The 26,903-nt window shown below is 60.7% G+C and carries 24 protein-coding genes and 1 pseudogene; 21 read left to right on the forward strand and 4 right to left on the reverse strand.

The features are described from left to right. A pseudogene (locus tag ACZRMO_RS05040) lies at window positions 1-191 on the forward strand (hypothetical protein); the annotation flags it as partial. Window positions 192-380: 189 nt separating this feature from the next. Here ACZRMO_RS05040 and ACZRMO_RS05045 read toward each other — a convergent pair. Together ACZRMO_RS05045 and ACZRMO_RS05050 are read right to left on the reverse strand one after the other, a co-directional pair. Continuing rightward, a complete protein-coding gene (locus tag ACZRMO_RS05045; RefSeq protein WP_463972129.1) occupies window positions 381-1,601 on the reverse strand; it encodes a CaiB/BaiF CoA transferase family protein in 1,221 nt (406 codons plus the stop codon). A 12-nt stretch (window positions 1,602-1,613) separates the two neighbouring features. Beyond that, window positions 1,614-2,795, reverse strand: coding sequence for an acyl-CoA dehydrogenase (locus ACZRMO_RS05050; protein ID WP_207045697.1), 1,182 nt, complete (start codon window positions 2,793-2,795; stop codon window positions 1,614-1,616). Window positions 2,796-2,953: 158 nt separating this feature from the next. Between ACZRMO_RS05050 and ACZRMO_RS05055 the strand changes: the two genes are divergently transcribed. The 20 genes from ACZRMO_RS05055 to ACZRMO_RS05150 all read left to right on the forward strand — a co-directional run bounded on the left by ACZRMO_RS05055 (window position 2,954) and on the right by ACZRMO_RS05150 (window position 23,612). After that, window positions 2,954-3,853 carry a LysR family transcriptional regulator gene (locus ACZRMO_RS05055; protein WP_463972130.1) on the forward strand — a complete coding sequence of 300 codons (900 nt, stop codon included), beginning with the start codon at window positions 2,954-2,956 and terminating at the stop codon, window positions 3,851-3,853. 452 nt (window positions 3,854-4,305) lie between these two features. Further along, window positions 4,306-5,427 carry a Re/Si-specific NAD(P)(+) transhydrogenase subunit alpha gene (locus ACZRMO_RS05060; RefSeq protein ID WP_463972131.1) on the forward strand — a complete coding sequence of 374 codons (1,122 nt, stop codon included), beginning with the start codon at window positions 4,306-4,308 and terminating at the stop codon, window positions 5,425-5,427. Between the two features lie 15 nt (window positions 5,428-5,442). Beyond that, window positions 5,443-5,763: an NAD(P) transhydrogenase subunit alpha part 2 gene (locus ACZRMO_RS05065; protein WP_003233786.1), complete on the forward strand. Its 321-nt coding sequence runs from the start codon at window positions 5,443-5,445 to the stop codon at window positions 5,761-5,763. After that, entirely contained in the window at window positions 5,763-7,199 is a 1,437-nt protein-coding gene (locus tag ACZRMO_RS05070) for an NAD(P)(+) transhydrogenase (Re/Si-specific) subunit beta (protein ID WP_150674601.1), read from the forward strand. Before ACZRMO_RS05065 ends, ACZRMO_RS05070 begins: the two co-directional genes overlap by 1 nt. 238 nt (window positions 7,200-7,437) lie before the next feature. Then, entirely contained in the window at window positions 7,438-8,931 is a 1,494-nt protein-coding gene (locus ACZRMO_RS05075) for an acetyl-CoA hydrolase/transferase family protein (protein WP_463972132.1), read from the forward strand. A 318-nt stretch (window positions 8,932-9,249) separates the two neighbouring features. Continuing rightward, complete coding sequence (locus tag ACZRMO_RS05080) at window positions 9,250-9,465, forward strand: DUF1127 domain-containing protein (protein WP_012721550.1); 216 nt, start codon at window positions 9,250-9,252, stop codon at window positions 9,463-9,465. A gap of 268 nt (window positions 9,466-9,733) precedes the next feature. Next, window positions 9,734-9,907: a DUF1127 domain-containing protein gene (locus ACZRMO_RS05085; protein WP_463972133.1), complete on the forward strand. Its 174-nt coding sequence runs from the start codon at window positions 9,734-9,736 to the stop codon at window positions 9,905-9,907. Between the two features lie 136 nt (window positions 9,908-10,043). Continuing rightward, window positions 10,044-10,364: a DUF2388 domain-containing protein gene (locus tag ACZRMO_RS05090; protein ID WP_124527107.1), complete on the forward strand. Its 321-nt coding sequence runs from the start codon at window positions 10,044-10,046 to the stop codon at window positions 10,362-10,364. An 80-nt stretch (window positions 10,365-10,444) separates the two neighbouring features. After that, the gene (locus ACZRMO_RS05095; protein ID WP_124527106.1) at window positions 10,445-10,750 is read left to right on the forward strand and encodes a DUF2388 domain-containing protein; all 306 of its coding nucleotides are present in this window, start codon (window positions 10,445-10,447) and stop codon (window positions 10,748-10,750) included. Window positions 10,751-10,776: 26 nt separating this feature from the next. Next, complete coding sequence (locus tag ACZRMO_RS05100) at window positions 10,777-11,097, forward strand: DUF2388 domain-containing protein (protein WP_124527105.1); 321 nt, start codon at window positions 10,777-10,779, stop codon at window positions 11,095-11,097. After that, on the forward strand, window positions 11,094-13,055 hold the full coding sequence (locus ACZRMO_RS05105) for a DUF7844 domain-containing protein (RefSeq protein ID WP_463972134.1): 1,962 nt from the start codon (window positions 11,094-11,096) through the stop codon (window positions 13,053-13,055). Before ACZRMO_RS05100 ends, ACZRMO_RS05105 begins: the two co-directional genes overlap by 4 nt. Window positions 13,056-13,434: 379 nt before the next feature. After that, on the forward strand, window positions 13,435-14,742 hold the full coding sequence (locus ACZRMO_RS05110; protein ID WP_463972135.1) for a CitMHS family transporter: 1,308 nt from the start codon (window positions 13,435-13,437) through the stop codon (window positions 14,740-14,742). A 65-nt stretch (window positions 14,743-14,807) separates the two neighbouring features. Further along, the gene (locus tag ACZRMO_RS05115) at window positions 14,808-15,575 is read left to right on the forward strand and encodes a TerC family protein (RefSeq protein ID WP_017734669.1); all 768 of its coding nucleotides are present in this window, start codon (window positions 14,808-14,810) and stop codon (window positions 15,573-15,575) included. A gap of 284 nt (window positions 15,576-15,859) precedes the next feature. Next, a complete protein-coding gene (locus ACZRMO_RS05120) occupies window positions 15,860-17,518 on the forward strand; it encodes a Na/Pi cotransporter family protein (protein ID WP_463972136.1) in 1,659 nt (552 codons plus the stop codon). Window positions 17,519-17,575: 57 nt separating this feature from the next. After that, window positions 17,576-18,958, forward strand: coding sequence for a M16 family metallopeptidase (locus tag ACZRMO_RS05125; protein ID WP_463972137.1), 1,383 nt, complete (start codon window positions 17,576-17,578; stop codon window positions 18,956-18,958). A 71-nt stretch (window positions 18,959-19,029) separates the two neighbouring features. Beyond that, entirely contained in the window at window positions 19,030-20,061 is a 1,032-nt protein-coding gene (locus ACZRMO_RS05130; RefSeq protein ID WP_463972138.1) for a DUF5924 family protein, read from the forward strand. Window positions 20,062-20,115: 54 nt separating this feature from the next. Then, window positions 20,116-21,264 carry an ABC transporter permease gene (locus ACZRMO_RS05135; RefSeq protein WP_124527099.1) on the forward strand — a complete coding sequence of 383 codons (1,149 nt, stop codon included), beginning with the start codon at window positions 20,116-20,118 and terminating at the stop codon, window positions 21,262-21,264. Next, entirely contained in the window at window positions 21,261-22,064 is an 804-nt protein-coding gene (locus ACZRMO_RS05140) for an ABC transporter ATP-binding protein (RefSeq protein ID WP_124527098.1), read from the forward strand. Before ACZRMO_RS05135 ends, ACZRMO_RS05140 begins: the two co-directional genes overlap by 4 nt. A gap of 1 nt (window position 22,065) precedes the next feature. Then, entirely contained in the window at window positions 22,066-23,004 is a 939-nt protein-coding gene (locus ACZRMO_RS05145; protein WP_124527097.1) for an MlaD family protein, read from the forward strand. Further along, a complete protein-coding gene (locus tag ACZRMO_RS05150) occupies window positions 23,001-23,612 on the forward strand; it encodes an ABC-type transport auxiliary lipoprotein family protein (protein WP_463972139.1) in 612 nt (203 codons plus the stop codon). The genes ACZRMO_RS05145 and ACZRMO_RS05150 overlap by 4 nt, the downstream gene beginning before the upstream one ends. Before the next feature lie 103 nt (window positions 23,613-23,715). On the opposite strand, the gene ACZRMO_RS05155 is transcribed toward ACZRMO_RS05150, so the two are convergent. Beyond that, window positions 23,716-24,945 (reverse strand): nucleoside recognition domain-containing protein, encoded by a 1,230-nt coding sequence (locus tag ACZRMO_RS05155; RefSeq protein WP_017734677.1) that lies wholly within the window; start codon window positions 24,943-24,945, stop codon window positions 23,716-23,718. Window positions 24,946-25,042: 97 nt separating this feature from the next. Then, window positions 25,043-26,374 (reverse strand): glutamate/aspartate:proton symporter GltP, encoded by a 1,332-nt coding sequence (gene gltP, locus ACZRMO_RS05160; RefSeq protein ID WP_017734678.1) that lies wholly within the window; start codon window positions 26,372-26,374, stop codon window positions 25,043-25,045. Between the last annotated feature and the right edge of the window lie 529 nt (window positions 26,375-26,903).

Consider the following 26,903-nt stretch of genomic DNA (forward strand, 5'->3'; position numbering starts at 1 on the left):
CAACCGAGGCGCGCATTCTACAGCAGCCTCATTTGCTGTCAAGTGATTATTTTCAGAAGCTTTCGAAGAATTCTTCAACAACTTCAACCACTTGCGCTTCAGATCTCTCATCAGCGGGAGGCGAATTCTACAGCGTTACACGCTGCTGTCAACACCTCTTTTTCAACTTCCTTCGCGCTTCGATGAACTGAAGCAACCTGCTGCCGAAACCTACATAACTCATTGTTTACCAAGGAGTTTTCCGTTTCGACTGCGCCGGAAGTGGGGCGAATTATAGACATCTGAAATCTGCCGTCAACCGTTAATTTGGTTTTTCTATCAATTAGCCAAAATTGATTAAAAAACCACCAACTCAGCCCCTTCTATATAGAAGAGCTGTATCAGATAACCCCAGCCTCTCTCAAAGCCGCCACATTCGCCTCCCCCAAACCAAGCACCTCACGCAACACAAGAGCCGTATGCTCCCCCAACAGTGGAGGCGCACTACGATACTCCACCGGCGTCTTGGACAGTCGTATAGGGCTGGCCACCTGAGGCACCATCCCCGCCAGCGCGTGGGGCAACGCCATCGCCAAGCCACGCGCCTTGACCTGCGGGTCGGCAAACACCTGCGCCAGATCATTGATCGGCCCACACGGCACGCCAACCTGCTCCAGCTGCTCCACCCATTCAGCCGTCGTCTTGAAGACCGTCGCCTGGCGAATCAATGGAATCAGCTCCGCACGATTGGCCACCCGCGCTCTATTAGTAGAGAAGCGCGGATCATCCGCCCACTGTGGCTGCCCAGCCACTTCGGCAAACTTGCGGAATTGCCCGTCATTCCCAACGGTCAGGATGAAATCGCCATCTGCCGTAGGAAAGTCCTGATACGGCACGATATTCGGATGCGCATTACCCAAACGCTTCGGCGATACACCCGTCGTCAGGTAATTCATTGCCTGGTTAGCCAGGCATGCCACCTGCACATCCAGCAGCGCCATATCGATATGCTGCCCCCCACCGTCGTGATCCCGGTGCGCCAGCGCGGCCAAGATCGCCACGGTCGAATAGAGCCCCGTAAGGATGTCAGTCAACGCCACGCCAACCTTTACCGGCCCAGCACCTTCATCACCTTCAGGTCGCCCGGTCAGGCTCATGAGCCCACCCAAGCCCTGGATCATGAAATCGTAGCCCGCACGCCCGGCATAAGGCCCTGTCTGGCCAAAGCCCGTGATCGAGCAATAGATCAATTCTGGATTGATCTCCTTGAGCGACTCATAGTCCAACCCATACGCCGCCAGACCGCCAACCTTGAAGTTCTCGATCAGAATATCGGACTTGGCCGCCAGGTCGCGCACCAGCTTCTGCCCCTCCGGTCGCGTGAAGTCGATGGTCACCGACTCTTTATTGCGGTTGGCCGACAAGTAATACGCCGCCTCGCTGGTGTTCTCGCCATAGGCATCCTTAAGGAAGGGCGGCCCCCACGCCCGGGTGTCATCACCACTGCCCGGCCGCTCGACCTTGATGACCTCAGCCCCAAGGTCCGCAAGAATCTGCCCGGACCAAGGCCCTGCCAGCACTCGCGATAAATCCAGTACCCGCAGATGTGAAAGCGCGCCCATGCCGTGCTCCTATTAATAGAACGCCTGAAGACCGGTTTGCGCACGCCCCAGAATCAACGCGTGCACGTCGTGAGTGCCTTCATAGGTGTTGACCACTTCCAGGTTGACCAGGTGACGGGCCACGCCAAACTCGTCGGAGATACCGTTGCCGCCCAACATATCCCGCGCCATCCGTGCGATATCCAGGGACTTGCCACAGGAGTTGCGCTTCATGATCGAAGTAATTTCAACCGCCGCCGTCCCTTCGTCCTTCATACGCCCCAACCGCAGGCAGCCTTGCAAGGCCAAGGTGATCTCGGTCTGCATATCGGCCAGCTTCTTCTGAATCAATTGGGTCGCCGCCAATGGTCGGCCAAACTGCTGGCGATCAAGGGTGTATTGGCGAGCGGTGTGCCAGCAAAACTCGGCAGCGCCCAACGCCCCCCAGGAGATGCCATAACGCGCGGAGTTAAGGCAGGTGAAAGGCCCCTTCAAGCCGCGGACATCCGGGAAGATGTTCTCGTCCGGCACAAACACGTTATCCATGACAATTTCGCCGGTGATCGATGCACGCAGGCCTACCTTGCCGTGGATCGCCGGCGCGCTCAGGCCTTTCCAGCCTTTCTCTAGGACAAACCCACGGATATCCCCGGCATCGTCCTTGCCCCAGACGACAAACACATCGGCAATCGGGCTATTAGTGATCCACATCTTGGCGCCCGTCAGGCTGTAGCCGCCGTCCACCTTACGCGCACGAGTAATCATCGCACCCGGGTCGGAACCGTGATCCGGCTCCGTCAGACCGAAACAGCCGATCCACTCACCCGAGGCCAACTTCGGCAGATATTTTTGCTTCTGAGCCTCAGTGCCAAATTCATTGATCGGCACCATCACCAACGACGACTGCACACTCATCATCGAACGGTACCCAGAATCGACACGCTCCACTTCACGCGCGATCAACCCATAGCAGACGTAGTTCAAGCCACTGCCACCGTACTGCTCGGGAATCATCGCCCCCAACAAGCCGGTCTCGCCCATCTCGCGAAAGATCGCCGGGTCGGTCTTTTCATGGCGGAAGGCTTCGAGCACCCGCGGCGCTAGCTTGTCCTGGGCGAATTGCTCAGCGCTGTCGCGCACCATGCGCTCTTCTTCGGTGAGCTGTTGATCCAGCAACAGTGGATCGATCCAGTTGAAGCTTGCCTTGCCAGCCATGAATAAGTCCTCGCAAAGATAATTCAGAAGTCGTGCATGGAGCCTAGGCCGAGCGAGCGAGGAGGGCAAACGAGGTTTCCGCATAGGCTTGTGCTAATTTCTCACTCCGAAACGCTCAACAGCTGCACACATACGATTTACATGTGAGGACAAGGTACATGCGCAGAAAAATCCCCAGCACCACCGCCCTTGTCAGTTTTGAAGCGGCGGCCCGTCACGAGAGCTTTACCAAGGCGGCGCACGAGCTTTCGATCACGCAAGGTGCCATCTGCCGACAAATCGCCAGCCTTGAGGAGTTTTTAAGTGTCGAGCTGTTTCGGCGCTCACGGCGCGGGGTAAAGCTGACAGAGGCCGGTCTGTCCTACAGCCGTCGCGTGGCCACCCAACTAGATGCCGTGGAGCGCGACACCTTGTCCGTGATGGGACAGCAGGGCGCCAACGTCATCGAGTTGGCCGTGGTCCCGACATTCGGCACCCAATGGTTGATCCCTCGCCTCAAGGACTTTCAACGCCAGCACCCGGAGGTCACGGTCAACCTCACCAACCGCACCCGCCCGTTCCTGTTTGCCGACACCGACTTCGACGCCGCAATCTACTTCGGTGATGCCGATTGGTCCGGTACAGAATCCCACCGACTGATGGGAGAAAACCCTGTCCCAGTGTGCAGCCCACACCTCTTGGGCAACCGCACACAATTCTCCCCCCAGGAGATCGCGCAGCTGCCGTTACTGCAGCAGACCACCCGACCCTACGCGTGGCGCCAGTGGTTCGACGCACAGCAATTGAACGTGCCCCGCGACATGACAGGCCCACGTTACGAGCTATTCTCGATGCTGTCCCAAGCCGCCATGCATGACATGGGCATTGCGCTGATCCCGCCGTTCCTTATTCAACGCGAGCTGGATGAGCGGCGACTGGTGATTGCAAGCCCTGAGGTCCTGACCAGCGCGAAGGCCTATTACCTGATGATTCCTGACAGAAAAGTCGAATCCGCCTCGCTACACGCCTTCAGGGACTGGCTGATCGATCAGTCACAGCGCTATAGCCCCAGCATTTAAAGGCTGAAATGACTTTATTGACTTTGTAGTCAGACAAATTACGATCCTACAGATATACGTATATGTCGCATTTAAACAGACTGTACTTGTCGGCTCAAAATACGGCGCAAAGCCATGATTCTCATGGCCTTCAGCGACACTTATAGGTCAATGCGCGACTATTCACACCAGCAATGGAAAAACACCCGAGAAATGCCTGCAGCCCTTTAAACCCATGTATTTGAAGAGGTTATTTCAGAGTGTTGCGACAATCAGTCACAGGGTGACTTGTAGTTAATTTTTCGTCACCCGTCATAATCCCTTGAAGGCCGTAAAGTTCGCCTGCAAAATGCCGCGCCCCGCTGTCATTTCAGCGGGATCGTGCTGATCGGCCGCCCCAGATGCGCCACTCACGGCGCACTGGCCTTTTTACAAAAAGATCAAAAGCAAAAAGATCATGCAGGAGATTTGACGTGCACATTGGTGTTCCTCTCGAAACCCAGACCGGTGAAACGCGGGTGGCTGCCACCCCGGAAACCATCAAGAAGCTGATCGGCCAGGGCCATAAGGTCACTGTACAAAGCGGCGCCGGCATTAAAGCCAGCATCACTGACAGTGCCTATGAAACGGCAGGCGCAACCATTGGCAGTGCCAACGATGCGTTTGGCGCCGAGCTGATTCTCAAGGTGGTAGCCCCCAGCGACAGCGAACTCACGCTGATCAAAAGCGGCACCGTGTTGGTGGGCATGCTCAACCCGTTCAGCAACGAAACCATTGCCAAGCTCGCCGAGCACGGCATCACTGCCTTTGCCCTCGAAGCTGCGCCGCGCACGTCCCGGGCCCAAAGCCTCGACGTGCTGTCCTCCCAGGCCAACATCGCCGGCTATAAGGCCGTACTGCTCGCCGCTCATCACTATCCGCGCTTCATGCCGATGCTGATGACCGCCGCCGGTACCGTTAAGGCCGCTCGCGTGCTGATCCTCGGTGCTGGCGTTGCCGGCTTGCAGGCCATCGCCACGGCGAAACGTCTGGGTGCGGTGATCGAAGCGTCTGACGTGCGCCCTGCGGTGAAAGAGCAGATCGAATCCCTCGGCGCCAAGTTCGTCGACGTGCCTTACGAGACCGATGAAGAACGCGAATGCGCCGTCGGCGTCGGTGGCTATGCACGCCCAATGCCGACCAGCTGGATGCAGCGCCAAGCCCTGGCCGTGCATGAACGCGCCAAGCAAGCCGACATCGTCATCACCACCGCACTGATCCCGGGCCGCAAGGCGCCGACCCTGCTCAGCGCCGACACCGTCGCGCAGATGAAACCCGGCTCGGTGGTCATCGACCTCGCCGCCGCCCAAGGTGGCAACTGCCCGTTGACCGTCGCCGACCAGGTTGTAGTGGAGAACGGCGTGATCATCTGCGGCCCGACCAACCTCGCCGGCGCTGTCGCTGCCGACGCCTCGGCGTTGTACGCGCGCAACCTGCTGGACTTCCTGAAGCTGGTCTTCACCAAGGAAGGGCAGTTTGAAATCAACCTCGAAGACGACATCGTCGCCGCGTGCCTGATGTGCCGCGACGGCCAAGTCATCCGCAAAAACGCCTAAGCAGGGATTCAGACGATGGAAGAGCTTATCTCCCCCGGTATCTACAACCTGATCATCTTTGTGCTGGCGATTTATGTCGGTTACCACGTGGTCTGGAACGTCACCCCCGCGCTGCACACGCCGCTGATGGCGGTGACCAACGCGATTTCCGCGATCGTAATCGTCGGCGCCATGTTGGCCGCCGCCCTCACCGTGACCCCGCTGGGCAAGACCATGGGCACCCTGGCCGTGGCCCTGGCGGCAGTGAACGTGTTCGGCGGTTTCCTGGTTACCCGCAGGATGCTTGAGATGTTCAAGAAGAAAGCGCCCAAAGCTAAAGAAGAGGTGCAGAAGTAATGAGCATGAATCTGGTAACGACGCTCTACCTGATCGCGTCGATCTGCTTCATCCAGGCCCTCAAAGGCCTGTCGCACCCAACCACCTCACGTCGCGGCAACCTGTTCGGCATGCTCGGCATGGCGCTGGCTGTGCTCACCACCGTGGGCCTCATCTATAAGCTGGGTGCTGAACTGGCTACCGCCGGTATCGGCTACGTGATCGTCGGCCTGCTGGTCGGCGGCACCGCCGGCTCGATCATGGCCAAGCGCGTAGAAATGACCAAGATGCCGGAGCTGGTGGCGTTCATGCACAGCATGATCGGCCTGGCAGCGGTGTTCATTGCGATTGCCGCCGTTGTCGAGCCGCAGTCCCTGGGTATCGTTAAACACCTCGGTGATGCGATCCCAGCCGGTAACCGCCTGGAACTGTTCCTCGGCGCAGCCATCGGTGCCATCACCTTCTCCGGTTCGGTGATTGCGTTCGGCAAGCTGTCGGGCAAATACAAGTTCCGCCTGTTCCAGGGCGCACCAGTGCAGTTCGGCGGCCAGCACAAGATCAACCTGGTGCTCGGTCTGCTGACCCTGGGCCTGGGCCTGGCGTTCATGTTCACCGGCAACCTCACCGCCTTCGCGCTGATGCTGGCCCTGGCGTTCGTGCTCGGAGTGTTGATCATCATCCCGATCGGCGGCGCCGATATGCCGGTGGTGGTGTCGATGCTCAATAGCTACTCCGGCTGGGCAGCAGCGGGTATCGGCTTCTCGCTGAACAACTCGATGCTGATCATCGCCGGCTCGCTGGTGGGCTCCAGCGGCGCGATTCTGTCGTACATCATGTGCAAGGCGATGAACCGTTCCTTCTTTAATGTACTGCTCGGCGGGTTCGGCAATGCGCCGGATGCAGGTGCCGCAGCCGGCTCCAAAGAAGCCCGCCCGGTCAAATCCGGCTCGGCTGACGACGCGACCTTCCTGCTGACCAACGCCGACACGGTGATCATCGTGCCGGGCTACGGCCTGGCAGTGGCGCGAGCGCAGCACGCGCTCAAGGAACTGACCGAGAAGCTCACCCACCGCGGCGTCACCGTGAAGTACGCGATCCACCCAGTGGCGGGCCGCATGCCCGGCCATATGAACGTCCTGCTCGCCGAGGCCGAAGTGCCTTACGACCAGGTATTCGAGATGGAAGACATCAACTCCGAATTCGGCCAGGCCGACGTGGTGCTGGTGTTGGGCGCCAACGACGTGGTCAACCCGGCCGCCAAGAACGACCCGAACTCGCCGATTGCCGGCATGCCGATCCTCGAAGCGTTCAAGGCCAAGACCATCATCGTCAACAAACGCTCGATGGCCAGCGGTTATGCCGGCCTGGATAACGAGCTGTTCTATCTGGACAAGACCATGATGGTCTTTGGTGACGCGAAGAAGGTCATCGAAGATATGGTCAAAGCCGTCGAGTGACACTGCTCCAGCGCAATACTCGAAACCCCGGCCTGCGATAGGCTGGGGTTTTTTATTGATCGTTCCTACGCTCAGCGTGGGAATGCATCCAGGGACGCTCCGCGCTCCGCTTTGCACACGCATGAAACCCGACCAAAGGCTCTAAATCGCTGCCCGGCATTCGACCATGGTAGCGGGCCGAATTTTTTTGAAATCACTAAACTGCGCACCTTGCTTCCGTAGCCTGAGATAAGAATCCATGTACCGTGATCGCATCCGCTTGCCTTCGTTGTTAGACAAGGTCATGAGCGCGGCAGACGCCGCCGCACTGATCGAAGACGGCATGACCGTCGGCATGAGCGGCTTTACCCGCGCCGGTGAAGCCAAGGCCGTGCCCCACGCCCTGGCCGAGCGCGCCAAGACGTCGCCGCTGAAAATCACCCTGATGACCGGCGCCAGCCTGGGCAACGACCTGGACAAGCAACTGACCGAAGCCGGCGTGCTGTCCCGTCGCATGCCGTTCCAGGTCGACAGCACCCTGCGTAAGGCGATCAACGCGGGCGAAGTGATGTTTATCGACCAGCACTTGTCGGAAACCGTTGAGCAACTGCGCAACAACCAGCTCAAGCTGCCGGATATTGCGGTCATCGAAGCCGTCGCGATCACCGAGCAAGGTCACATCGTGCCGACCACCTCCGTGGGCAACTCGGCCAGCTTTGCGATTTTTGCCAAGCAGGTGATCGTCGAGATCAACATGGCGCACAACCCGAACCTGGAAGGGTTGCACGACATCTATATCCCGACCTATCGGCCAACCCGCACGCCGATTCCGTTGGTGAAGGTCGATGACCGCATCGGCAGCACCGCAATCCCGATCCCACCGGAGAAGATCGTCGGCATCGTCATCACCAACCAGGCCGACTCCGCGTCCACCGTGACACCGCCTGACAGCGACACCCAAGGCATTGCCAATCACCTGATCAACTTCCTCAAGCAGGAAGTGGACGCCGGACGCATGACCAACAAGCTTGGCCCGCTGCAGGCCGGCATCGGCAACATCGCCAACGCGGTGATGTGCGGCTTGATCGACTCGCCGTTCGAAGACCTGACCATGTACTCGGAAGTGTTGCAGGACTCGACGTTCGACCTGATCGACGCGGGCAAGCTGAGCTTCGCCTCAGGCAGTTCGATCACTTTGTCAGAGCGCCGCAACGCCGACGTATTCGGCAACCTGGAACACTACAAGGACAAGCTGGTACTGCGCCCGCAGGAGATCTCCAACCACCCGGAAGTGGTGCGTCGCCTGGGTATCATCGGGATCAACACCGCGCTTGAGTTCGACATCTACGGCAACGTCAACTCCACCCACGTCTGCGGCACGCGGATGATGAACGGCATCGGCGGCTCCGGGGACTTCGCGCGCAATGCGCACCTGGCGATCTTCGTCACCAAGTCGATCGCCAAAGCCGGCGCAATCTCCAGCGTGGTGCCGATGGTCAGCCATGTGGACCACACCGAGCATGACGTCGATATCCTCGTGACCGAGGTCGGCCTGGCAGATTTGCGCGGCCTGGCGCCACGCGAACGCGCGAGGGTAATCATCGACAACTGTGTACACCCGGCGTACCGCGATGCGTTGAACACCTACTTCGCCGCCGCCTGCGCCATCGGCGGGCACACCCCGCATATCCTGCGGGAAGCCCTGAGCTGGCACATCAACCTGGAAGAAACCGGGCATATGCTCAAGGCGTGATTGATACAGATCCGGGCTGATGCAAATACAGTTTCATCAGCCCGGCCTTGCCACCACCACTTATGGCAAAAACTGTACTGCTGTACCGGTCATTTCCTACCGAAATATCCCACACACCCTGCCGAAAATGCCTATTTCGCACTGTTTCAGTGCAGACAGGTACAGTTGCCCCATTTCCGTACAGTACAGCCCCCTTAAACAGTTAACTGGCCCCTCACAATACAGGTGAACTGTATCTAGAGAGTCTTGCGTCGGAGGAGGATCATTGGCATCAGTTAAACCACTACCTAATCCCGCCACAAGCGGAAGGATGTCATCATGGAACGTACACTCAGTTCCGAACTGTTCTTCGAAGAAAAAGCTGTAAACACCCAGGCTTCCCTGCCTCTGCGCGTTATCGCCAACCTGATGTTGTGGCAGCGCCGCATCTCCAGCCGCCACCAATTGGCTCGCCTGGATTCGCGTCTGCTGGCTGACGCCGGTATCAGCGAAGCTCAACGCTACGAAGAGCTGAGCAAGCCGTTCTGGCGCTGATTTAGCGCTCGCTGGCTCTGACCTGCCGGGTCCACCGCCAGCAACCTGATTTGTCAAAACAAAGCCCGCCCCGGGAGACCGGAGGCGGGCTTTGTTGTTTCTGGGATTGGGTTATTCGGCGGCAAAAACAGTAGCCCTGCACGCAGAGCAGTACAGTTTAAAAAATCAAACAGTTGAGCAGTACAATTTAGCATTGGTGTATCTGTATCGGTCACATCGACTCGCCCAACATGGTGTTCCAGGACCTCATGAAAGAAAGGCGCCAACCATGGATACCCACACTTCTGTCTACAAACGCTTGTTCTCCACCCTTGCCAAATGGGCACGCCAAGCCCACGAACGGCGCCAGTTGGCGCAGCTCGATCATCGCGAACTGTCAGACCTCGGTATCAGCCCCGCTGATCGGATGAGCGAGCTGGCCAAGCCGTTCTGGCGTGACTAGACGGTCAAGAGGCTTTCCGAACGGATAAGCGGCGGCTTAATATCCAGCCACTACGTGGCGAACCTTGTAGTACGGGCGTCTGATCCACATTGGCTGCCTTGCGCCACCTTATCCGTCCATCTACAGGAGTCACCCCATGTCCCGTCTTCGTCTGCTGAGTGCTGCCGCCCTGTTGGCAATCGCTGCCAACGCCAATGCGACCAGCTTGATCGTGACCACTGACTCGATCGTCGGCGCGCTCAAAGCCACCTCCGACGCCACGTCCGATGCCACTTCGTCCCTGCGTGACAACAAGGTCGTGCGCGCCGCCCGTGACGACGCTGCCAGCTTCGTCGCCAGCGAAGGCGCGATCCGTGGTGTGAAGCTGGAAAGCGCCCTGGCCCAGATTCGCCAACAAGCGCCCCAACTGAACACCGCGACTGACGCCCAGCTGGCCCAAGCCATCCTGGCCATCTGACAACCGGCCGCATGCCTCGGCGCTGGCTCTCGCCGGGGCATTGCGCTAGCCTTGGCGCTCGTTTTCAGTTGTCGAGTCCCATGGCTTTTTCATACCGCCTGTTCATCGCCCCTTTAGTATTTTCCGCCTGCTGGTCGCCATTGGCTTCGGCCTTTGACGTGACCACCCAGGGTACCGTCGCCAGCGCGTATGCCACCAGTAAGGTGACCTCCGCGCCATTCGACAGAAAAATCGTGGCCGCACAGGATGACGCCGCCGCGTTCATCGCCACTGACGGCCAATGGCGCGGAGCACGCCTGGAATCCGCACTGGATTACCTGCGCCGCAGCCACCCGAAACTTAACGCCAGCGACCGTGAACTGGCGCAAGCAATTCTCGTCCAATAATCATCTTTGTATTTCGGAGTCATTCCATGCGTAGCCCGCTGATCGCCGCCACCCTAGGCCTGCTGTTGTTGGCCGACGTTGCCCAGGCGCAGACCTTGGTGGCCACCAGTAACATCATTGTGCGCGCCTCCGGCCGCACCATTGATTTCACCTCGGACACCACCACCTCCATCCGCGACTCGAAAATCGTCCGCGAAGCCCACGACGACGCCGCCAGCTTCGTCGCCAGCAACGGCGAGATCCGTGGCGCACAGCTCGAAGCCGCCTTCGACACCCTGCGTACCCGCGTGCCCGAAGCCCGCGACGCCAGTGACCAGACCCTCGCCGAAGCTATCCTCGCTCTGTGAGGCGCCTCACCGCCTGGCTCCTGGCGTGGACTGTCCTGCTCAGCGCAGGCGCAGCCCAGGCCAGCCTGCAACTGCGGCTCAAGACCGACGGCTTGAGCCCGGCGCAGCAGCAAGCCAGCCAGGCGTTGCTCGACGAAGCGATGCGCGCACTGCCGCCACGCTTTATCGAGCAGCTTGACCGGCGCATTGATGTCGGCTGGACCGACAAGATGCCGGAGAATGCCTACGGCCAAGCCTCCCTGGTGTCCGAGTTGGACCTCAACAGCAACCTGCTCGCCAGCCTGACCGACGGCAGCGCCGCCACCCAGAAAACCAACCGCCCCCACGGCACCGTGCGCCGGGAAATGCTCGCCACCGTGCTGCATGAACTGACCCACATCTATGACCGTGCGCGCCTGTGGTCCAAAGACGACCGCGCCCTGATCAACCGTTGCAGTCGCCAGAACAACCTCACCGGCCTGATCGGCCTGCCCGACCAATGCCGTGGCCAGAATGGCCGCCGCTTTACCCTCAGCGACGACCCTCGCCTGCTGGACCTCGCTGGCTGGCCACAATATGTCGGCCGTCGCGGTGAGCGCGAACAACACAACCGCCAGGTCGCCCGCAGCCCGGACATCTACGAAACCACCAGCCCGCTGGAATTCGTCGCGGTCAACATGGAGTACTTCCTCCTCGACCCTAGCTACGCCTGCCGCCGCCCGGCGCTGTTCCGCTATTACCAGGAACACTTCGGCTGGGCACCGCCGCAACAAGACACCTGCGCCAAGACCTACGCCTTCCTGAACGCCGGCAACGACTTCGCCAAGACGCCGCTCGGCCAGATCGACCCGGAACGCGTCTACGAAATCGACTACCTGCTGGCCGAAGCCAACCAGAACCTGGTCAGCCGCTGGGGCCACAGCATGTTGCGCCTGGTGATCTGCGCGCCCGGTCGCCCACGCGGGCCGGATTGCCGGCTGGACCTGGACCAGCACCTGGTGTTGTCCTACCGCGCGTTCGTCGGTGACGTACAGCTGTCGAGCTGGGACGGCCTGGTGGGCAAATACCCTTCGCGGCTGTTCGTGTTGCCGCTGGCCCAGGTGATCGACGAATACACCAAGACCGAACTGCGCGGCCTGGCGTCAGTGCCGCTGAAACTGTCACGCCAGGAAATCAACGACACCGTCGAACACGCCGCCGAGATGCACTGGAGCTACGACGGCAACTACTTCTTCATCTCCAACAACTGTGCGGTCGAAAGCCTGAAATTGTTGCGCAGCGGCAGCGCCAACCCGCAGCTGACCGGCCTGGACAACATCACCCCCAACGGCTTGCTCGAAGTATTGAGCGCCCGTGGCCTGGCCGACACCAGCGTACTCGACGACAAACGCAACGCCCTGCGCCTGGGTTACCACTTCGACTCGTTCCGCGAGCGCTACCAGGCGATGTTCGACGTGTTGCGCAAACACCTGCCGATCAAGCAGACCCAGGTCGAAGACTGGCTCTCCCTCAGCGCCGCCGAACGCCGCCCCTGGTTCGACAAGGCCGACCTGCGCACCAGCGCCGCACTGTTGTTGCTGGAACAGGCGAGCTACCGCAAGCAACTGATGCTGGCCCAGGACGAAGTCAAACAACGCTACCTGGGCGCCCGCGAGCTGAAAAACGGCGGCATGGAAAAGGCTAACAACACCTTGCAACAAATCCTCGCCAACAGCGGCTTCCTCAGCCGCCCGGCGGAATTGCTCGGCAGCGGCGGCTACGGCCTGCCGCAACCGTCCGAAGCCAAACGCCTGGAATCGGAAAGCGCCGAACGCCAGAAGCAGCTGCAATCGCTGACCGGTGATCTGGATAAAGAGGTGAGGGCGCTGCTGGATCCGGCCCGGGCGGATGAGATTGCGGCGTGTGAGGCCAACCTCAAGCAAGTCGGCGAACACCTGCGCAAACTGCACAAAGCCGCCGGCGGCCTCGAACTGCCCTAAAAATCTCCAGCCAAACACCCTCCAAATGTGGGAGCGGGCTTGCTCGCGAAAGCGCAGTGTCAGTCGATGCATCATCAACTGACAGACTGCATTCGCGAGCAAGCCCGCTCCCACATTTGGATCTGCATAAATCCCAAGATTGTGCCTCTTCCCTTCATCACCTGTTTTCCCAGCGAAAGCTGGCTGAAAGCTTTCCCGTCTAGGATCGCCTCCAACTGCCGGCACCAGACCGGCTGTACACAACAACAATGGTGATTCCCGATGTCCGCCCGTAACCGCCTGTTCGCTCCAACTCCCCCCGTACGCCTCGTGCCTTTCGTTCTGCGCTGAGCCCTCCCGGTTCGCCATTCCCTAGCCGCGCTACGCCTGGAGTATTCCTATGCTGACTTTCCTTGGCTTTGCCATGGTCATCACGTTCATGTTCCTGATCATGACCAAGCGCCTGTCTGCGCTGATCGCCTTGATCATCGTGCCGATCCTGTTCGCGCTGTTCGGCGGTTTCGCACCGGATATCGGCCCGATGATGCTTGCGGGCATCACCAAGCTGGCGCCAACCGGCGTGATGCTGATGTTCGCCATCCTCTACTTTGCCCTGATGATCGACTCCGGCCTGTTCGACCCGGCCGTGCGCAAGATCCTCAAGATGGTCAAGGGCGACCCACTCAAGGTTTCGGTCGGCACCGCCGTGCTGGCCCTGGTCGTGTCCCTCGACGGTGACGGTGCCACCACCTACATGATCTGCGTGGCCGCCATGCTGCCGCTGTACCAGCGCATCGGCATGAGCCCGCGGATCATGGCCGGCCTGATCATCCTCGCCGGAGGCGTGATGAACATGACGCCTTGGGGTGGCCCGACCGCCCGCGCCGCCAGTGCGCTGCACGTGGACCCGTCGGACATTTTCGTGCCGATGATCCCGGCGATGGCCGCCGGCGTCGTCGCGATCCTGGTAATTGCCTACATGTACGGCCTGCGCGAACGTGCACGCCTGGGTGAACTGCACCTGCAAGGCGACGAGATCGACCACAGCGAAATCAGCGTGTCGCAATTCCCCGACGCCCGTCGTCCGAAGCTGATCTGGTTCAACGGCGCCCTGACCTTCGTCCTGATGTGCACACTGATCGCCGGCCTGTTGCCACTGCCGGTGCTGTTCATGGTGGCGTTCAGTATCGCGATGATCGTCAACTACCCGTGCCTGCAGATGCAGAAAGACCGCGTCGCCGCCCACTCCGGCAGCGTATTGGCGGTAGTCGGGCTGATCTTCGCCGCGGGTATCTTCACCGGCATCCTGTCGGGTACCGGCATGGTCGATGCGATGTCCAAGAGCCTGCTGGCCGTCATCCCTGACGCGCTGGGCCCGTACCTGGCCGTGATCACCGCGCTGGTGAGCATGCCGTTTACGTTCTTCATGTCCAACGATGCGTTCTACTACGGCGTACTGCCAGTGCTCGCCGAAGCCGCCAGCCACTACGGCATCACTGCCGCAGAAATGGGCCGTGCGTCAATCGTCGGGCAACCTGTGCACCTGTTGAGCCCGCTGGTACCTTCGACTTACCTGCTGGTCGCGTTGGCGGGCATCGACTTTGGCGATCACCAACGCTTCACCCTCAAGTGGGCAGTGCTGGTATGCCTGTGCATAATGGTCGCCGCGTTGCTGATGGGGATTATTCCGCTGTTCAGCACTCTATAATCGTACCAACTCAACCGCGCGGCGCTGCAGCTTGCGCGGTTTAACACTTGCTCAAAGGAATACACATGGAATGGCTGACCAATCCAGAGATCTGGATTGCCTTCTTCACCCTGACGGCCCTCGAGATCGTCCTGGGCATCGATAACATCATCATGATTTCGATCCTGGTCAGCCGCATGCCCAAGCATATGCAGGCACGCACCCGGATCTTCGGCCTGGCCCTGGCCATGGTCACGCGAATCCTGTTGCTGCTGTCGATCACCTGGGTCATGCAACTGACCGCCGACCTGTTCGTGGTCTTCGGCCAGGGCATTTCCGGGCGCGACCTGATCCTGTTCTTCGGTGGCCTGTTCCTGCTGTGGAAAAGCTCCCAGGAGATGTACCACGCGCTGGAAGGCGAAGACGAAACCCACGAAGAGCCGGGCGGCAAGGGTGGCAAGTTCATCTACACCATCATCCAGATCGCGATCATCGACATCGTGTTCTCCCTGGACTCCGTGATCACCGCGGTCGGCATGGTTTCCCATGTACCGGTCATGGTCGCTGCGATTGTCGTGGCGGTACTGGTGATGATGTTGGCCGCCGGCACCATCAGCGAATTCATCGACAAGCACCCGTCGCTGAAAATGCTCGCGCTGTCATTCCTGCTGGTGGTGGGTACTGTGCTGATCGCCGAGTCGTTCGATGTGCACGTGCCAAAAGGCTACGTCTACTTCGCCATGGCGTTCTCGCTGGCCGTAGAAGCGGTGAACATCAAGATGCGCACCGCCATCGCGAAAAAGAAGAAACAGCAGGATCCGGTGAAACTGCGCAAAGACATTCCGGGTCAATAACCGGAACATGATCGTTCCCACGCTCCGCGTGGGAATGCCTCCTCTGACGCTCCGCGTCAAGACCTCAAAAGCAGACGCAGAGCGTCCAGGGCCGCATTCCCACGCAGAGCGTGGGAACGATCTCTGTAGCTGATTTCATGACAGTTTTGTTTCAATCACCCTTTCAGCTATGCAATGCTGGCGCGCACGCCATTCGCCAACTACAGCTTAAGTACAAGACGTAGAGCGGCACGCGGCAACTTTCCTACGCTTCTCTTGAAGCGCACCCACACGGGGGGCCGAGCATGCTGACCTTGCTCAATCTGCTTTCCGCCGTGACCCTGCTGATCTGGGGCACGCATATCGTCCGTACCGGCATCTTGCGGGTCTACGGTTCCAACCTGCGCCAGGTCATCGGGCAGAACATGTCCAAGCGCTGGCTGGCGTTTGTCGCCGGCATCGTGGTGACCGCCATGGTGCAGAGCAGCAACGCCACGGCCATGCTGGTGACGTCGTTTGTCGGCCAAGGCCTGATGGGGCTGATGCCCGCCCTGGCGACCATGCTCGGCGCCGACGTCGGTACGGCGCTGATGGCGCGGGTGCTGACCTTTGACTTGTCCTGGCTGTCGCCGCTGCTGATCTTCCTCGGGGTGATTTTCTTCCTCTCGCGTAAACAGACGCGGGCCGGGCAGATGGGCCGCGTCGGCATCGGCCTGGGCCTGATCGTGCTGGCCCTGCAATTGATCGTCGAAGCCGCCGGTCCCATTACCCACGCCCAAGGCGTCAAAGTCATCTTCGCCTCGCTGACCGGCGACATCCTGCTGGACGCCTTGGTCGGCGCCTTGTTCGCGATGATTTCCTACTCCAGCCTGGCCGCCGTCCTACTTACCGCCACCCTGGCCGGCGCCGGCGTGATCGGCTTGCACGTGGCCATCGGCCTGGTGATCGGCGCCAACATCGGCAGCGGCGTGCTGGCCTTCCTCAGCACCAGCATGCAAAACGCCGCCGGCCGTCAGGTGGCGCTGGGCAGCCTGCTGTACAAATTGATCGGCCTGCTGCTGATCATCCCGGTGCTCGACCCGCTCGTACGCTGGATGGACGGTTTGGACTACGGCGTGCAGGGCATGGTCATCACCTTCCACCTGCTCTACAACGTCAGCCGCTGCCTGATCCTGCTGCCGACCATCGGCCCGATGGCGCGCCTGTGTGCTTGGCTGCTGCCCGAGCGCGAAGAACTCAACGGCAAGGCCAAACCCCGTCACCTCGACCTGACCGCCCTGACCACCCCCAGCCTGGCGCTGGCCAACGCCGCCCGTGAGACCCTGCGCCTGGGCGACCTGATCGACAACATGCTGACTTCGATGCAGGAAGTGCTGCGCGGCAAGCAAACCGCCATCACCCAGGCCATGCGCAGCCTCAGCGATGACGTCGAAGCGCTGTACAGCGCAATCAAACTCTACCTGGCGCAAATGCCCCGCGAAGACCTCAGCGAGCAAGACAGCCGACGCTGGGCCGAGATCATCGAGTTGTCGATCAACCTCAAGCTGGCCGGCGACCTGATCGAACGCATGCTGCGCAAAGTCCAACAGCAGAAAACCTCCCAGCGCCGCCAGTTCTCCGAGGTCGGCCTGGAAGAACTGTCCGACCTGCACAGCCAGTTGATTGCCAACCTGCGCCTGGGCCTGTCGGTGTTTCTCAGCGCCGACCCGGAAAGCGCCCGCCAACTGCTGCGCGAGAAGCGCCGTTTTCGAGCCCAGGAACGGCGTCTGGCCCACGCCCACGTCAGCCGTTTGCAGCGCAAGATCGTACAGAGCCTGGAGACCAGTTCCCTGCATTTGGAGCTGATTGCCGACATGAAACGTCTCAACTCGTTGTTTTGCAGCAGTGCCTATGTAGTGTTGGAAACGTCCGACACCGGCGCACTCTCCGCCGAAGATATTGCCGACATCACACATTCGCCCTGAACGTACGATGGCCCGTGAAGTCAGTTAACACTGACCTCACTCGCCAGGAAGCCAGTTATGCGTCGCCTGTTGCTCATCTGCCTGCTCGTGGGTTCTGCCCACGCCTTTGCCTTTGACCGCCTGCAAGTCGAGGGCTACACCTTGCCCAACGGCCTGCAATTGCTGCTCAAGCCGGGCACCGAGCGCGGGCATGTGGCGATTCGCCTGGTGGTCGGCGTCGGCCTGGATGACTTCGCCTGCGCAGACAAGGAACTGCCGCACCTGCTCGAACACTTGCTGTTCAGCGGCATCGACGGCGGCGGCGAAGGCGACCTGGAAGACCGCATGCAAGCCCTGGGCGGCGAGTGGAACGCCTACACCAGCAACGCCGACACCACCTTCGTGATCGAAGCGCCAGCGCAAAACCAGCGCAAGGTGCTCGACCTGCTGCTGGCGATCATCACCCGCACCGAACTGACCGACGCCAATATCAACGCGGCCAAGCAAGTGGTGGAGCGTGAGGACGGCGGCCATTACTCCCACCTGCAACGCCTGCTCGACCGCCAGGACCTCGGCCACACCGCCAGCAAACAACTCGCCGTGGAACTGGGGCTCAAGTGCGCCGAACGTGCTGAAGTCGGCCAGTTGACCCGTGACCAGTTGGAGGACCTGCGCAAACACTGGTACGCCCCCAACAACATGACCCTGATCATCGTCGGCGACCTCGACAAACTCCTGCCGGCCTACCTGGAACGCACCTACGGCCAGCTCGACCCGGTCGATCCCAGCGAACACCGTGAACTGCCGCAAATCCAGCACGCCGCCGCCAGCCAGCGCGAACTGATCCATGGCTGGGTCGGTGACAGCGCCAAGCTGCACTGGCTGTTCCCCGAACCGATGCTGGACGACAGGCACGATGAAACCTACGACCTGCTCAAGGACTACCTCGACTGGGCGCTGTATCGCCAGCTACGCCTCAAGCACACTTTGTCCTACGGCCCGTGGAGCGAGCGTGAAGTGCTGGGCGGCGTCGGTTTCCTCAGCCTGAATGCCGACCTGGAGCGGGAAAACCTCCCTGAAGCCGTGCAAGTGCTGAAAAACCTACAGGCGCAACTGCTCAAAGACGGCCTCGACCCGGCCGTTTTCGCACGCCTGCAACAAGCCGCCATCGCCCGCCAGGCCTGGGCCGTGCAGGGCAACAGCGCCCTGGCCGATTACTACTGGGCCGCCTCGGGCGACTACAACAACGGCCACTTCAGCGACCCGGTCAAACGCATCAAGGCGGTCAGCCTGGACCAGACCAACCAGGCCATGCGCCAAGTGTTCAAGCAGCCGGGCTACTGGCGCATCGAGAAACCGCTGCTGAGCTACGACACCCTGAGCTGGATCGGTGCCGGTGTACTCGGGTTGATTGCGATTGTGTTGATCGGCGTGCGGGTTTATCGCAAACGGATCGCGTAATCAGCCACCGAGCACAGGGCTAAGACGTTATTCTGTCTGGGATTTTTCCTACGAAGACTGCGAACCGCCGAATGCAAAACCTGACCCACATAATCACCCGCGTCCTCGAACTGATGAAGCGCTACCCAGGGGTGATTGCACTCGGCGGCTTTATCTCGGGGGTGTGCAGCTTCATTCTGGTGGATCGCCAGCAGGGCATGGCCAGTTGGATCGCGGTGATCATGCTGGTGAGCTGGCTGTGGCTGATGCTGGAAAACAGCTTTACCCAGCTGTTTGCCAAAGTCTTCAAACGCGAAATTCCCGAGCCGCTGCTGCGCTACGCGACCCAGATGATCCACCAGGAAAGTCTGTTCTTTGTGCTGCCATTCTTTTTCGTCACCACCGCCTGGAACAGCGGCCAATCGCTGTTCACCGGCCTGCTCGGCGCGGCGGCACTGGTGTCGATCGTCGACCCGCTGTACTACAAGTGGCTCGCGCCCAAGCGCTCGTTGTTCCTCGCGCTGCACACCCTGACCCTGTTCGCCGCGCTGCTCACTGCGCTGCCGATCATCCTGCACCTGACCACCGCCGAGAGCTACAAGCTGGCCCTGGGCGTGGCCATGGCGCTGTCGATCCCCAGCCTGGCGGTCAGCCTGCCGTTGCGCAGCCTCAAAGGCTGGGCAATGCTGCTGGGCGTGACGGCCGCGATTGGCTGCGCGGGCTGGTTCCTACGCAGTTGGGTACCACCGGCCACCCTATGGATGACGGAAGTCGCCATCAGCACCCAGCTGCAAGACCGCACGCCGGGGGATGACCTCAAGGAAGTCACCGTCGCCCAACTGCGCACTGACGGGCTGTACGCCTACACCGCGATCAATGCGCCGCGCGGCCTGGATGAGCGGATCTACCACGTGTGGAAATTCAACGGCAAAGAGGTCGACCGCATCGCCCTGGATATCCATGGCGGGCGCAAGGAAGGCTATCGCGCCTGGACCCATAAACAGAATTTCCCCGGTGATGCTGTAGGCCGCTGGCAAGTGCAGGTGCTCACCGAAGACGGCCAAGTGATCGGCGTGCTGCGCTTCAAAGTCATCGACGCAGCACAAACGGACAACCCAAAGTAGGCAGGATCGTGCTATTACGTAGGAATTGTGGATAGCCAAACAAGCTCGGAGCTTATGACCAGTAGTACCTCGGCCGGCGCAGCCCATCTCGATACGTCCTCCACGCCTCCGTTACTGCGGATTACGGGGGACTGGACGCTCGCCCACTACGCAGACCTGAAAAAGCTGTCGGACACCCTCGACGGCCAATACGACGCCGGCGCCCGCATCGACCTCAACGGCCTCGGCGCCCTGGATACCGCCGGCGCGTCATTGCTAGTGGAGTTGCTGGGCCCCACCCGCATCGAGCAATCCGCCGAGCAGAGCGATTGCAGCCTGTCGGCCGCCGACCGCGCACTGCTCAAGACCGTCTACCGCTCCCTCAACGATTTTTGTGTGCCCGACAAAGCCCCGGAAGAAGCCACCGGCATCCAGGTGCTGGCACGCATCGGCCGGGCTGTGGATAAAGTCTGGCAAGACAGCAAGCAGCTGCTGGGCTTTATCGGCCTGATCCTCGAGACCTTTGCCCGGGGAATTTTCCGCCCCAAGCGCTGGCGCATCACGCCGATGGTCGCGCACATCGAACAGACCGGCCTCGACGCCGCGCCCATCGTCGCCTTGCTGACCTTCCTGGTCGGTGCCGTGGTGGCGTTTCTCGGCGCCACGGTACTCAAGAGCTTTGGCGCGACGATTTTCACTGTGGACCTGGTGGCGTTCTCTTTCCTACGGGAATTCGGCGTATTGCTCACCGCGATCCTGATCGCCGGCCGCACCGCCAGTGCCTTTACCGCACAAATCGGCTCGATGAAGGCCAACGAAGAAATCGACGCCATCCGCACCCTCGGCCTCGACCCGATGGAGCTGCTGGTATTGCCGCGCGTGCTGGCCCTGCTGGTATCACTGCCGATGCTGACGTTTTTGGCGATGCTCTCGGGGATCGTCGGCGGTGGCGTGGTATGTGCCGTGGCACTGGATATTTCGCCGGCGATGTTTCTCTCGCTGCTCAAATCCGACATCGGCGTGCAGCATTTCCTCGTGGGCATGGTGAAAGCGCCGATCTTCGCGTTCCTGATCGCCGCCATCGGTTGCCTGGAAGGCTTCAAGGTCAGCGGCAGTGCCGAGTCGGTCGGCGCCCACACCACCTCCAGCGTGGTGCAATCGATCTTTGTGGTGATCGTGCTGGATGCGGTCGCCGCGCTGTTCTTCATGGAGATGGGCTGGTGAGTCGCTTACACCGTGCGCCCACTGAGGCGGTGATTGAAGTGCGCGGGCTGTGCAACCGCTTTGGTAGCCAGAGCGTGCACGAGAACCTCGACCTGGATTTGTACAAGGGCGAGATTCTTGCCGTGGTCGGCGGTTCCGGCAGCGGCAAGTCGGTGCTGTTGCGCAGCATCGTCGGCCTGCGCCGGCCCAGCGAAGGCGAGGTGCGGGTGTTTGGCAAGAACCTGCCGAGCCTCTCGGAACATGAGCGTTCCCTGGTGGAACGGCGCTTTGGCGTGCTGTTCCAGAAGGGCGCGCTGTTTTCCTCGCTGACGGTGACCGAGAACGTCGCGCTGCCGTTGATCGAACACGCCGGCCTCAGCCGCCGCGACGCCGAGCACTTGGCGGCGGTCAAGCTGGCCCTGGCCGGGTTGCCATTGTCGGCGGCCGACAAATACCCGGCGTCGCTGTCCGGCGGCATGATCAAGCGCGCCGCCCTGGCCCGCGCCTTGGCCCTGGACCCGGACATCCTGTTCCTCGACGAACCCACCGCCGGCCTTGACCCGATTGGCGCGGCGCAATTCGATCAACTGATCCTGACCCTGCGCGATGCGTTGGGCCTGAGCGTGTTCCTGGTCACCCATGACCTGGACACGCTGTACACCATCACCGACCGCGTGGCGGTGCTGGCGCAGAAAAAAGTACTGGTGGCGGACGCCATCGATGTCGTCTCGGAAACCGACGACGCCTGGATTCACGAATATTTCCACGGCCCCCGGGGCCGTGCGGCATTGGATGCCGCTCAACCGCTCAACGAGGTATGACATGGAAACCCGCGCCCATCATGTGATGATTGGTTTGTTCAGCGTGATCGTCGTGGTCGGCGCGATGCTGTTTGGCCTGTGGCTGGCCAAATCCAGCATCGACAGTGCCTTCCAGGATTACGAGGTGGTGTTCAACGAGGCGGTCAGCGGCCTGTCCCAGGGCAGCTCGGTGCAGTACAGCGGGATCAAGGTGGGCGACGTGATCAGCCTGCGCCTGGACCCCAAAGACCCGCGCCGCGTGCTCGCGCGCATCCGCCTGGCCGGGCAGACGCCGATCAAGGAAGACACCCAGGCCAAGCTGGCGCTGACCGGCATCACCGGCACCTCGATCATCCAACTCAGCGGCGGCACACCACAAAGCCCGGTGCTCAAGGGCAAGGACGGCAACCTGCCGGAAATCATCGCCTCGCCGTCACCCATCGCGCGCCTGCTGAACAACAGCAACGACCTGATGAGCAGCATCAACCTGTTGCTGCATAACGCCAACGCGCTGTTCTCCCGGGAGAACGTCGAGCGCCTGAGCAATACCCTCGACAATTTGCAGCAAACCACCGGCGCCATCGCCGACCAGCGCGGCGACATCAAAGTGGTGATGCAACAACTGATGCAGGTGAGCAAACAGGCCAGCGGCGCCCTGGAGCAAACCACCGTGCTGATGCGCAACGCCAACGGCCTGCTCAACGATCAAGGCAAGCAGGCGTTCAGCAGTGCCGAGCAGGCGATGAAGTCCCTGGAAAAAAGCACCGCCACCATCAACACCTTGCTGACCGACAACAAAGACTCGGTGAACAGCGGCATGCAGGGCCTCAACGAACTGGCGCCGGCCGTGCGTGAACTGCGCGAAACCCTCGGTTCGCTGCGCGCCATCTCCCGCCGCCTGGAAGCCAACCCCAGCGGTTACCTGCTGGGCAGTGACAAGAACAAGGAGTTCACGCCATGAAGCGTGCTTATCAACTGATCGTCCCTGTAGCCCTGGCCCTGGTGAGCGCGTGCTCGATCCTGCCCAAGCCTGACCCATCGGACGTGTACCGCTTGGCGGCAGCACCGGCGACCGTACAAGGCACGCCGGTGGCCTGGTCGCTGCGGGTGACCAAACCCCAGACCAGCGAATTTCTCGACAGCCCACGCATTGCCGTGGTGCCCAATGGCGACCTGATCAGCAGCTATGCCAATTCGCGCTGGAGCGATCCGTCGCCGGTGCTGTTGCGCAACCGCCTGCTGGACGGGTTCCAGCGCGATGGGCGGGTGACGTTGTTGAGTACCGACGACACCAACCTGCAAGCCGACTATGAGCTGGGCGGGCAGTTGCAGGCGTTCCAGAGTGAGTACCGCGGCACTGCGGTGGAGGTGGTGATCCGCCTCGACGCACGACTGGTGCGCGGCAGTGATCAGCGGATTATCGCCAGTCGGCGGTTTGAAGTGAGGCAGCCGGTGAGTGATACCAAGGTGCCGGCGGTGGTGGCCGGGTTTGGGTTGGCGGGGGATCAGTTGAACAAGCAGGTGGTGGAGTGGGTTGTGCAGCAGGGCAATACAGCGCCGAAACGCTGAGGGCCTCATCGCGGGCAAGCCCGCTCCCACATTTGATCGCATTTCGTCAGGATAAACGCGGTCAAGTGTGGGAGCGGGCTTGCTCGCGAAGGCGGTTTTAGCCTCAGCCAAAGAACCAGTAGCACACCGCAATCGCCGCAACGACACCCGCCAACTCCGCCAGCAACGCACAGCCCACGGCATGCCTGGCCCGCTGAATCCCCACCGAACCAAAGTACACCGCCAACACATAGAAGGTGGTCTCGGTACTGCCCTGGATCGTCGCCGCCACCAGCGCCGGGAAGCTGTCCACACCTTGAGTTTGCATGGTTTCGATCAGCATCGCCCGCGCGGCGCTGCCGGAGAACGGCTTGACCATCGCCGTCGGCAAGGCATCGACAAAACGTGTGTCCATGCCGGTCCAGGCCACCAGATGACGAATCCCTTCCAGGCCGAATTCCAACGCCCCCGAGGCACGCAACACGCCGACCGCACACAGCATCGCCACCAGGTACGGCAGCAGGTTCTTGGCCACGTCGAAGCCTTCTTTGGCGCCTTCGACAAACGCCTCGTAGACCTTCACCTTGCGCAACGCGCCGATGATCAGGAACAGCATGATCAGGCCAAACAGGGTGAGGTTGCCGAGGATCGACGAGAGGCTGGCCAGCGCGGTGGCGGACAAGGTCGCCAGCAGCGCCATGAAGCCACCCAGCACCAGCGCGCCCGGGATCAGGTACGCGAGCACCACCGGGTCCCACAGGCGCAGGCGCTGCATGATCGCCACCGACAGCAAGCCCACCAGGGTCGAGGCACTGGTGGCCAGCAGGATCGGCAGGAACACCAGCGTCGGGTCGGCGGCGCCTTGTTGGGCGCGGTACATAAAGATGGTCACCGGCAACAGCGTCAGCGAGGACGCGTTGAGCACCAGGAACAGGATCTGCGCGTTACTGGCGGTGTTGGGGATCGGGTTGAGTTCCTGCAAGGCCTTCATCGCCTTCAAGCCGATAGGCGTGGCGGCGTTGTCCAGGCCCAGGCCGTTGGCGGCGAAGTTGAGGGTAATCAAACCGATGGCGGGGTGGCCAGCCGGCACTTCCGGCATCAGGCGGCGAAACAACGGGCCGAGGGCCTTGGCCAGCCAATCGACGATCCCGGCTTTTTCGGCAATGCGCAGAAAGCCCAGCCACAAGGTCAGAGTGCCGAACAGCAGCACCATGACTTCCACCGACAGTTTGGCCATGGCGAAAATGCTTTCGACCATTGCCGAAAATATCCCGGCGTTACCGCCCACCAGCCACTGCACCAGCGCTGACACCATTGCCACGACAAAGAAGCCAAGCCACAGGCCATTGAGCATCAGTTAAATCCCCCGAATGATGGGGCGAATGATAGCGGGGCTGGCAGAAACGACAAACCCCGGATTTCCCGGGGTTTGTCTCACCGCGCTCGCGCTATCAGCTGCGAGTAGCCTGGGCAGCCGGAGCCGCGTCCTTGCTGCGCCAGTGCGGCAGGGAGTTCCAGTAGCGCTCGCCCTTGGCGTCGTCGTACATGCCTTCCCAACGTGCGATGACCAACACGGCCAGGGCGTTGCCGATCACGTTCAGGGCGGTACGCGCCATGTCCATGATGCGGTCGACACCGGCGATGAACGCCAGGCCTTCCAGCGGGATACCCACGCTGCCCAGGGTGGCCAGCAGCACCACGAAGGACACGCCCGGTACACCGGCGATGCCTTTGGAGGTGACCATCAGGGTCAGGACCAGCATCAGTTGCTGGCCAACCGACAGGTCGATGCCATACAGCTGGGCGATAAAGATCGCCGCGATGCTCTGGTACAGGGTCGAACCGTCGAGGTTGAACGAGTAACCGGTTGGCACCACGAAGCTGCAGATGGCCTTCGGCGCACCGTAGGCTTCCATCTTCTCGATCACGCGCGGCAGCACGGTCTCGGAGCTGGCGGTGGAGTAGGCCAGTACCAGCTCATCCTTGAAGATGCGCATCAGCTTGATCACCGAGAAGCCGAACAGGCGGGCGATCAGGCCGAGGATCACAAAGGCGAAGAACAGGATGGCGACGTAAACCAGGATCACCAGCTTGGCCAGTGGCAGCAAGGAGGCGAAGCCGAAGTTGGCCACGGTCACCGCGATCAGTGCAAATACGCCGATCGGGGCGTACTTCATGATCATGTGGGTGACTTTGAACATGCTCTCGGACACGCCCTGGAACATGGTCACCAGCGGCTCGCGCAGGTCAGGCTTGAGGCTCGACAGGCCCAGGCCGAACAGCACCGAGAAGAAGATGATCGGCAACATTTCACCACGGGCAACAGCGGCGAAGATGTTCGACGGGATCAGGTTGAGGATGGTCTGGATAAACGCATGCTCGTGCTGCACTTCCGCAGCCGTGGCCTGGTATTTGGAGATATCGACCGTACCCAGGGTACTCATGTCGATGCCAGCACCCGGATGGAACAGGTTGGCCAACAACAGGCCGACCACGATCGCGATGGTGGTGACGATCTCGAAGTAAAGGATGGTTTTGACGCCGATACGCCCGAGTTTCTTCGCGTCACCGACACCGGCAATGCCGACGATCAACGAGGAAATCACAATCGGGATCACGATCATCTTGATCAGGCGGATAAAGATATCGCCCGCTGGCTGCAACACATTGCTGATCCACCAGGCTTTTTCAGCACTGAAATGGTTAAGCACTGCGCCGATTGCGATCCCCAACACCAAACCGATGAGGATCTGCCAGGCGAGGCTTAGCTTTGCCTTCTTCATGTCATTACCCTTACTTCAAGTGAACTCAAGGCAAATGCGCCAGCCGCAACGCTCGAAAGCGAAAAAGTGTGAGCATCTGCCTCCATGGAAGGTCACCGCAGCGTGGCCGAAATGGCTTACTGGCAGGCGAAAAAAGGCGCAACTATTCCGATGCAAGGGAGCGACGTCTAATGCCGTAAACGCCTACCCTATGCCGAATCGGCATGGCTTTTTTTCATAATAACTGTCCGAACGGTCAGTTCAAATGCGACAAATCGTCCGGCGAATATGCCGTGAACCTGCCAAAGCCGGCTCGCTCAGAGATTCAGCACGTCTTCGAAGGGTTGGCAGAAATGCCTGGGAATACAGCGGCGCAGTGTCGGAAATGTCCTATGGCACCGGCGAAATTTTATCGATAGGTGGTCGCCCCGACACACCAAGTAATGGTTGGAATCGGGCAAAAAGGAAATTTGCGGCTACGTGCGGTATGAGAAGCGGGGAATGAGAGTCACAAGCCCGCCACAAGTTCAGCAAACCGTGGGTTTGTGAA

Source organism: Pseudomonas sp. B611, assembly GCF_055407965.1.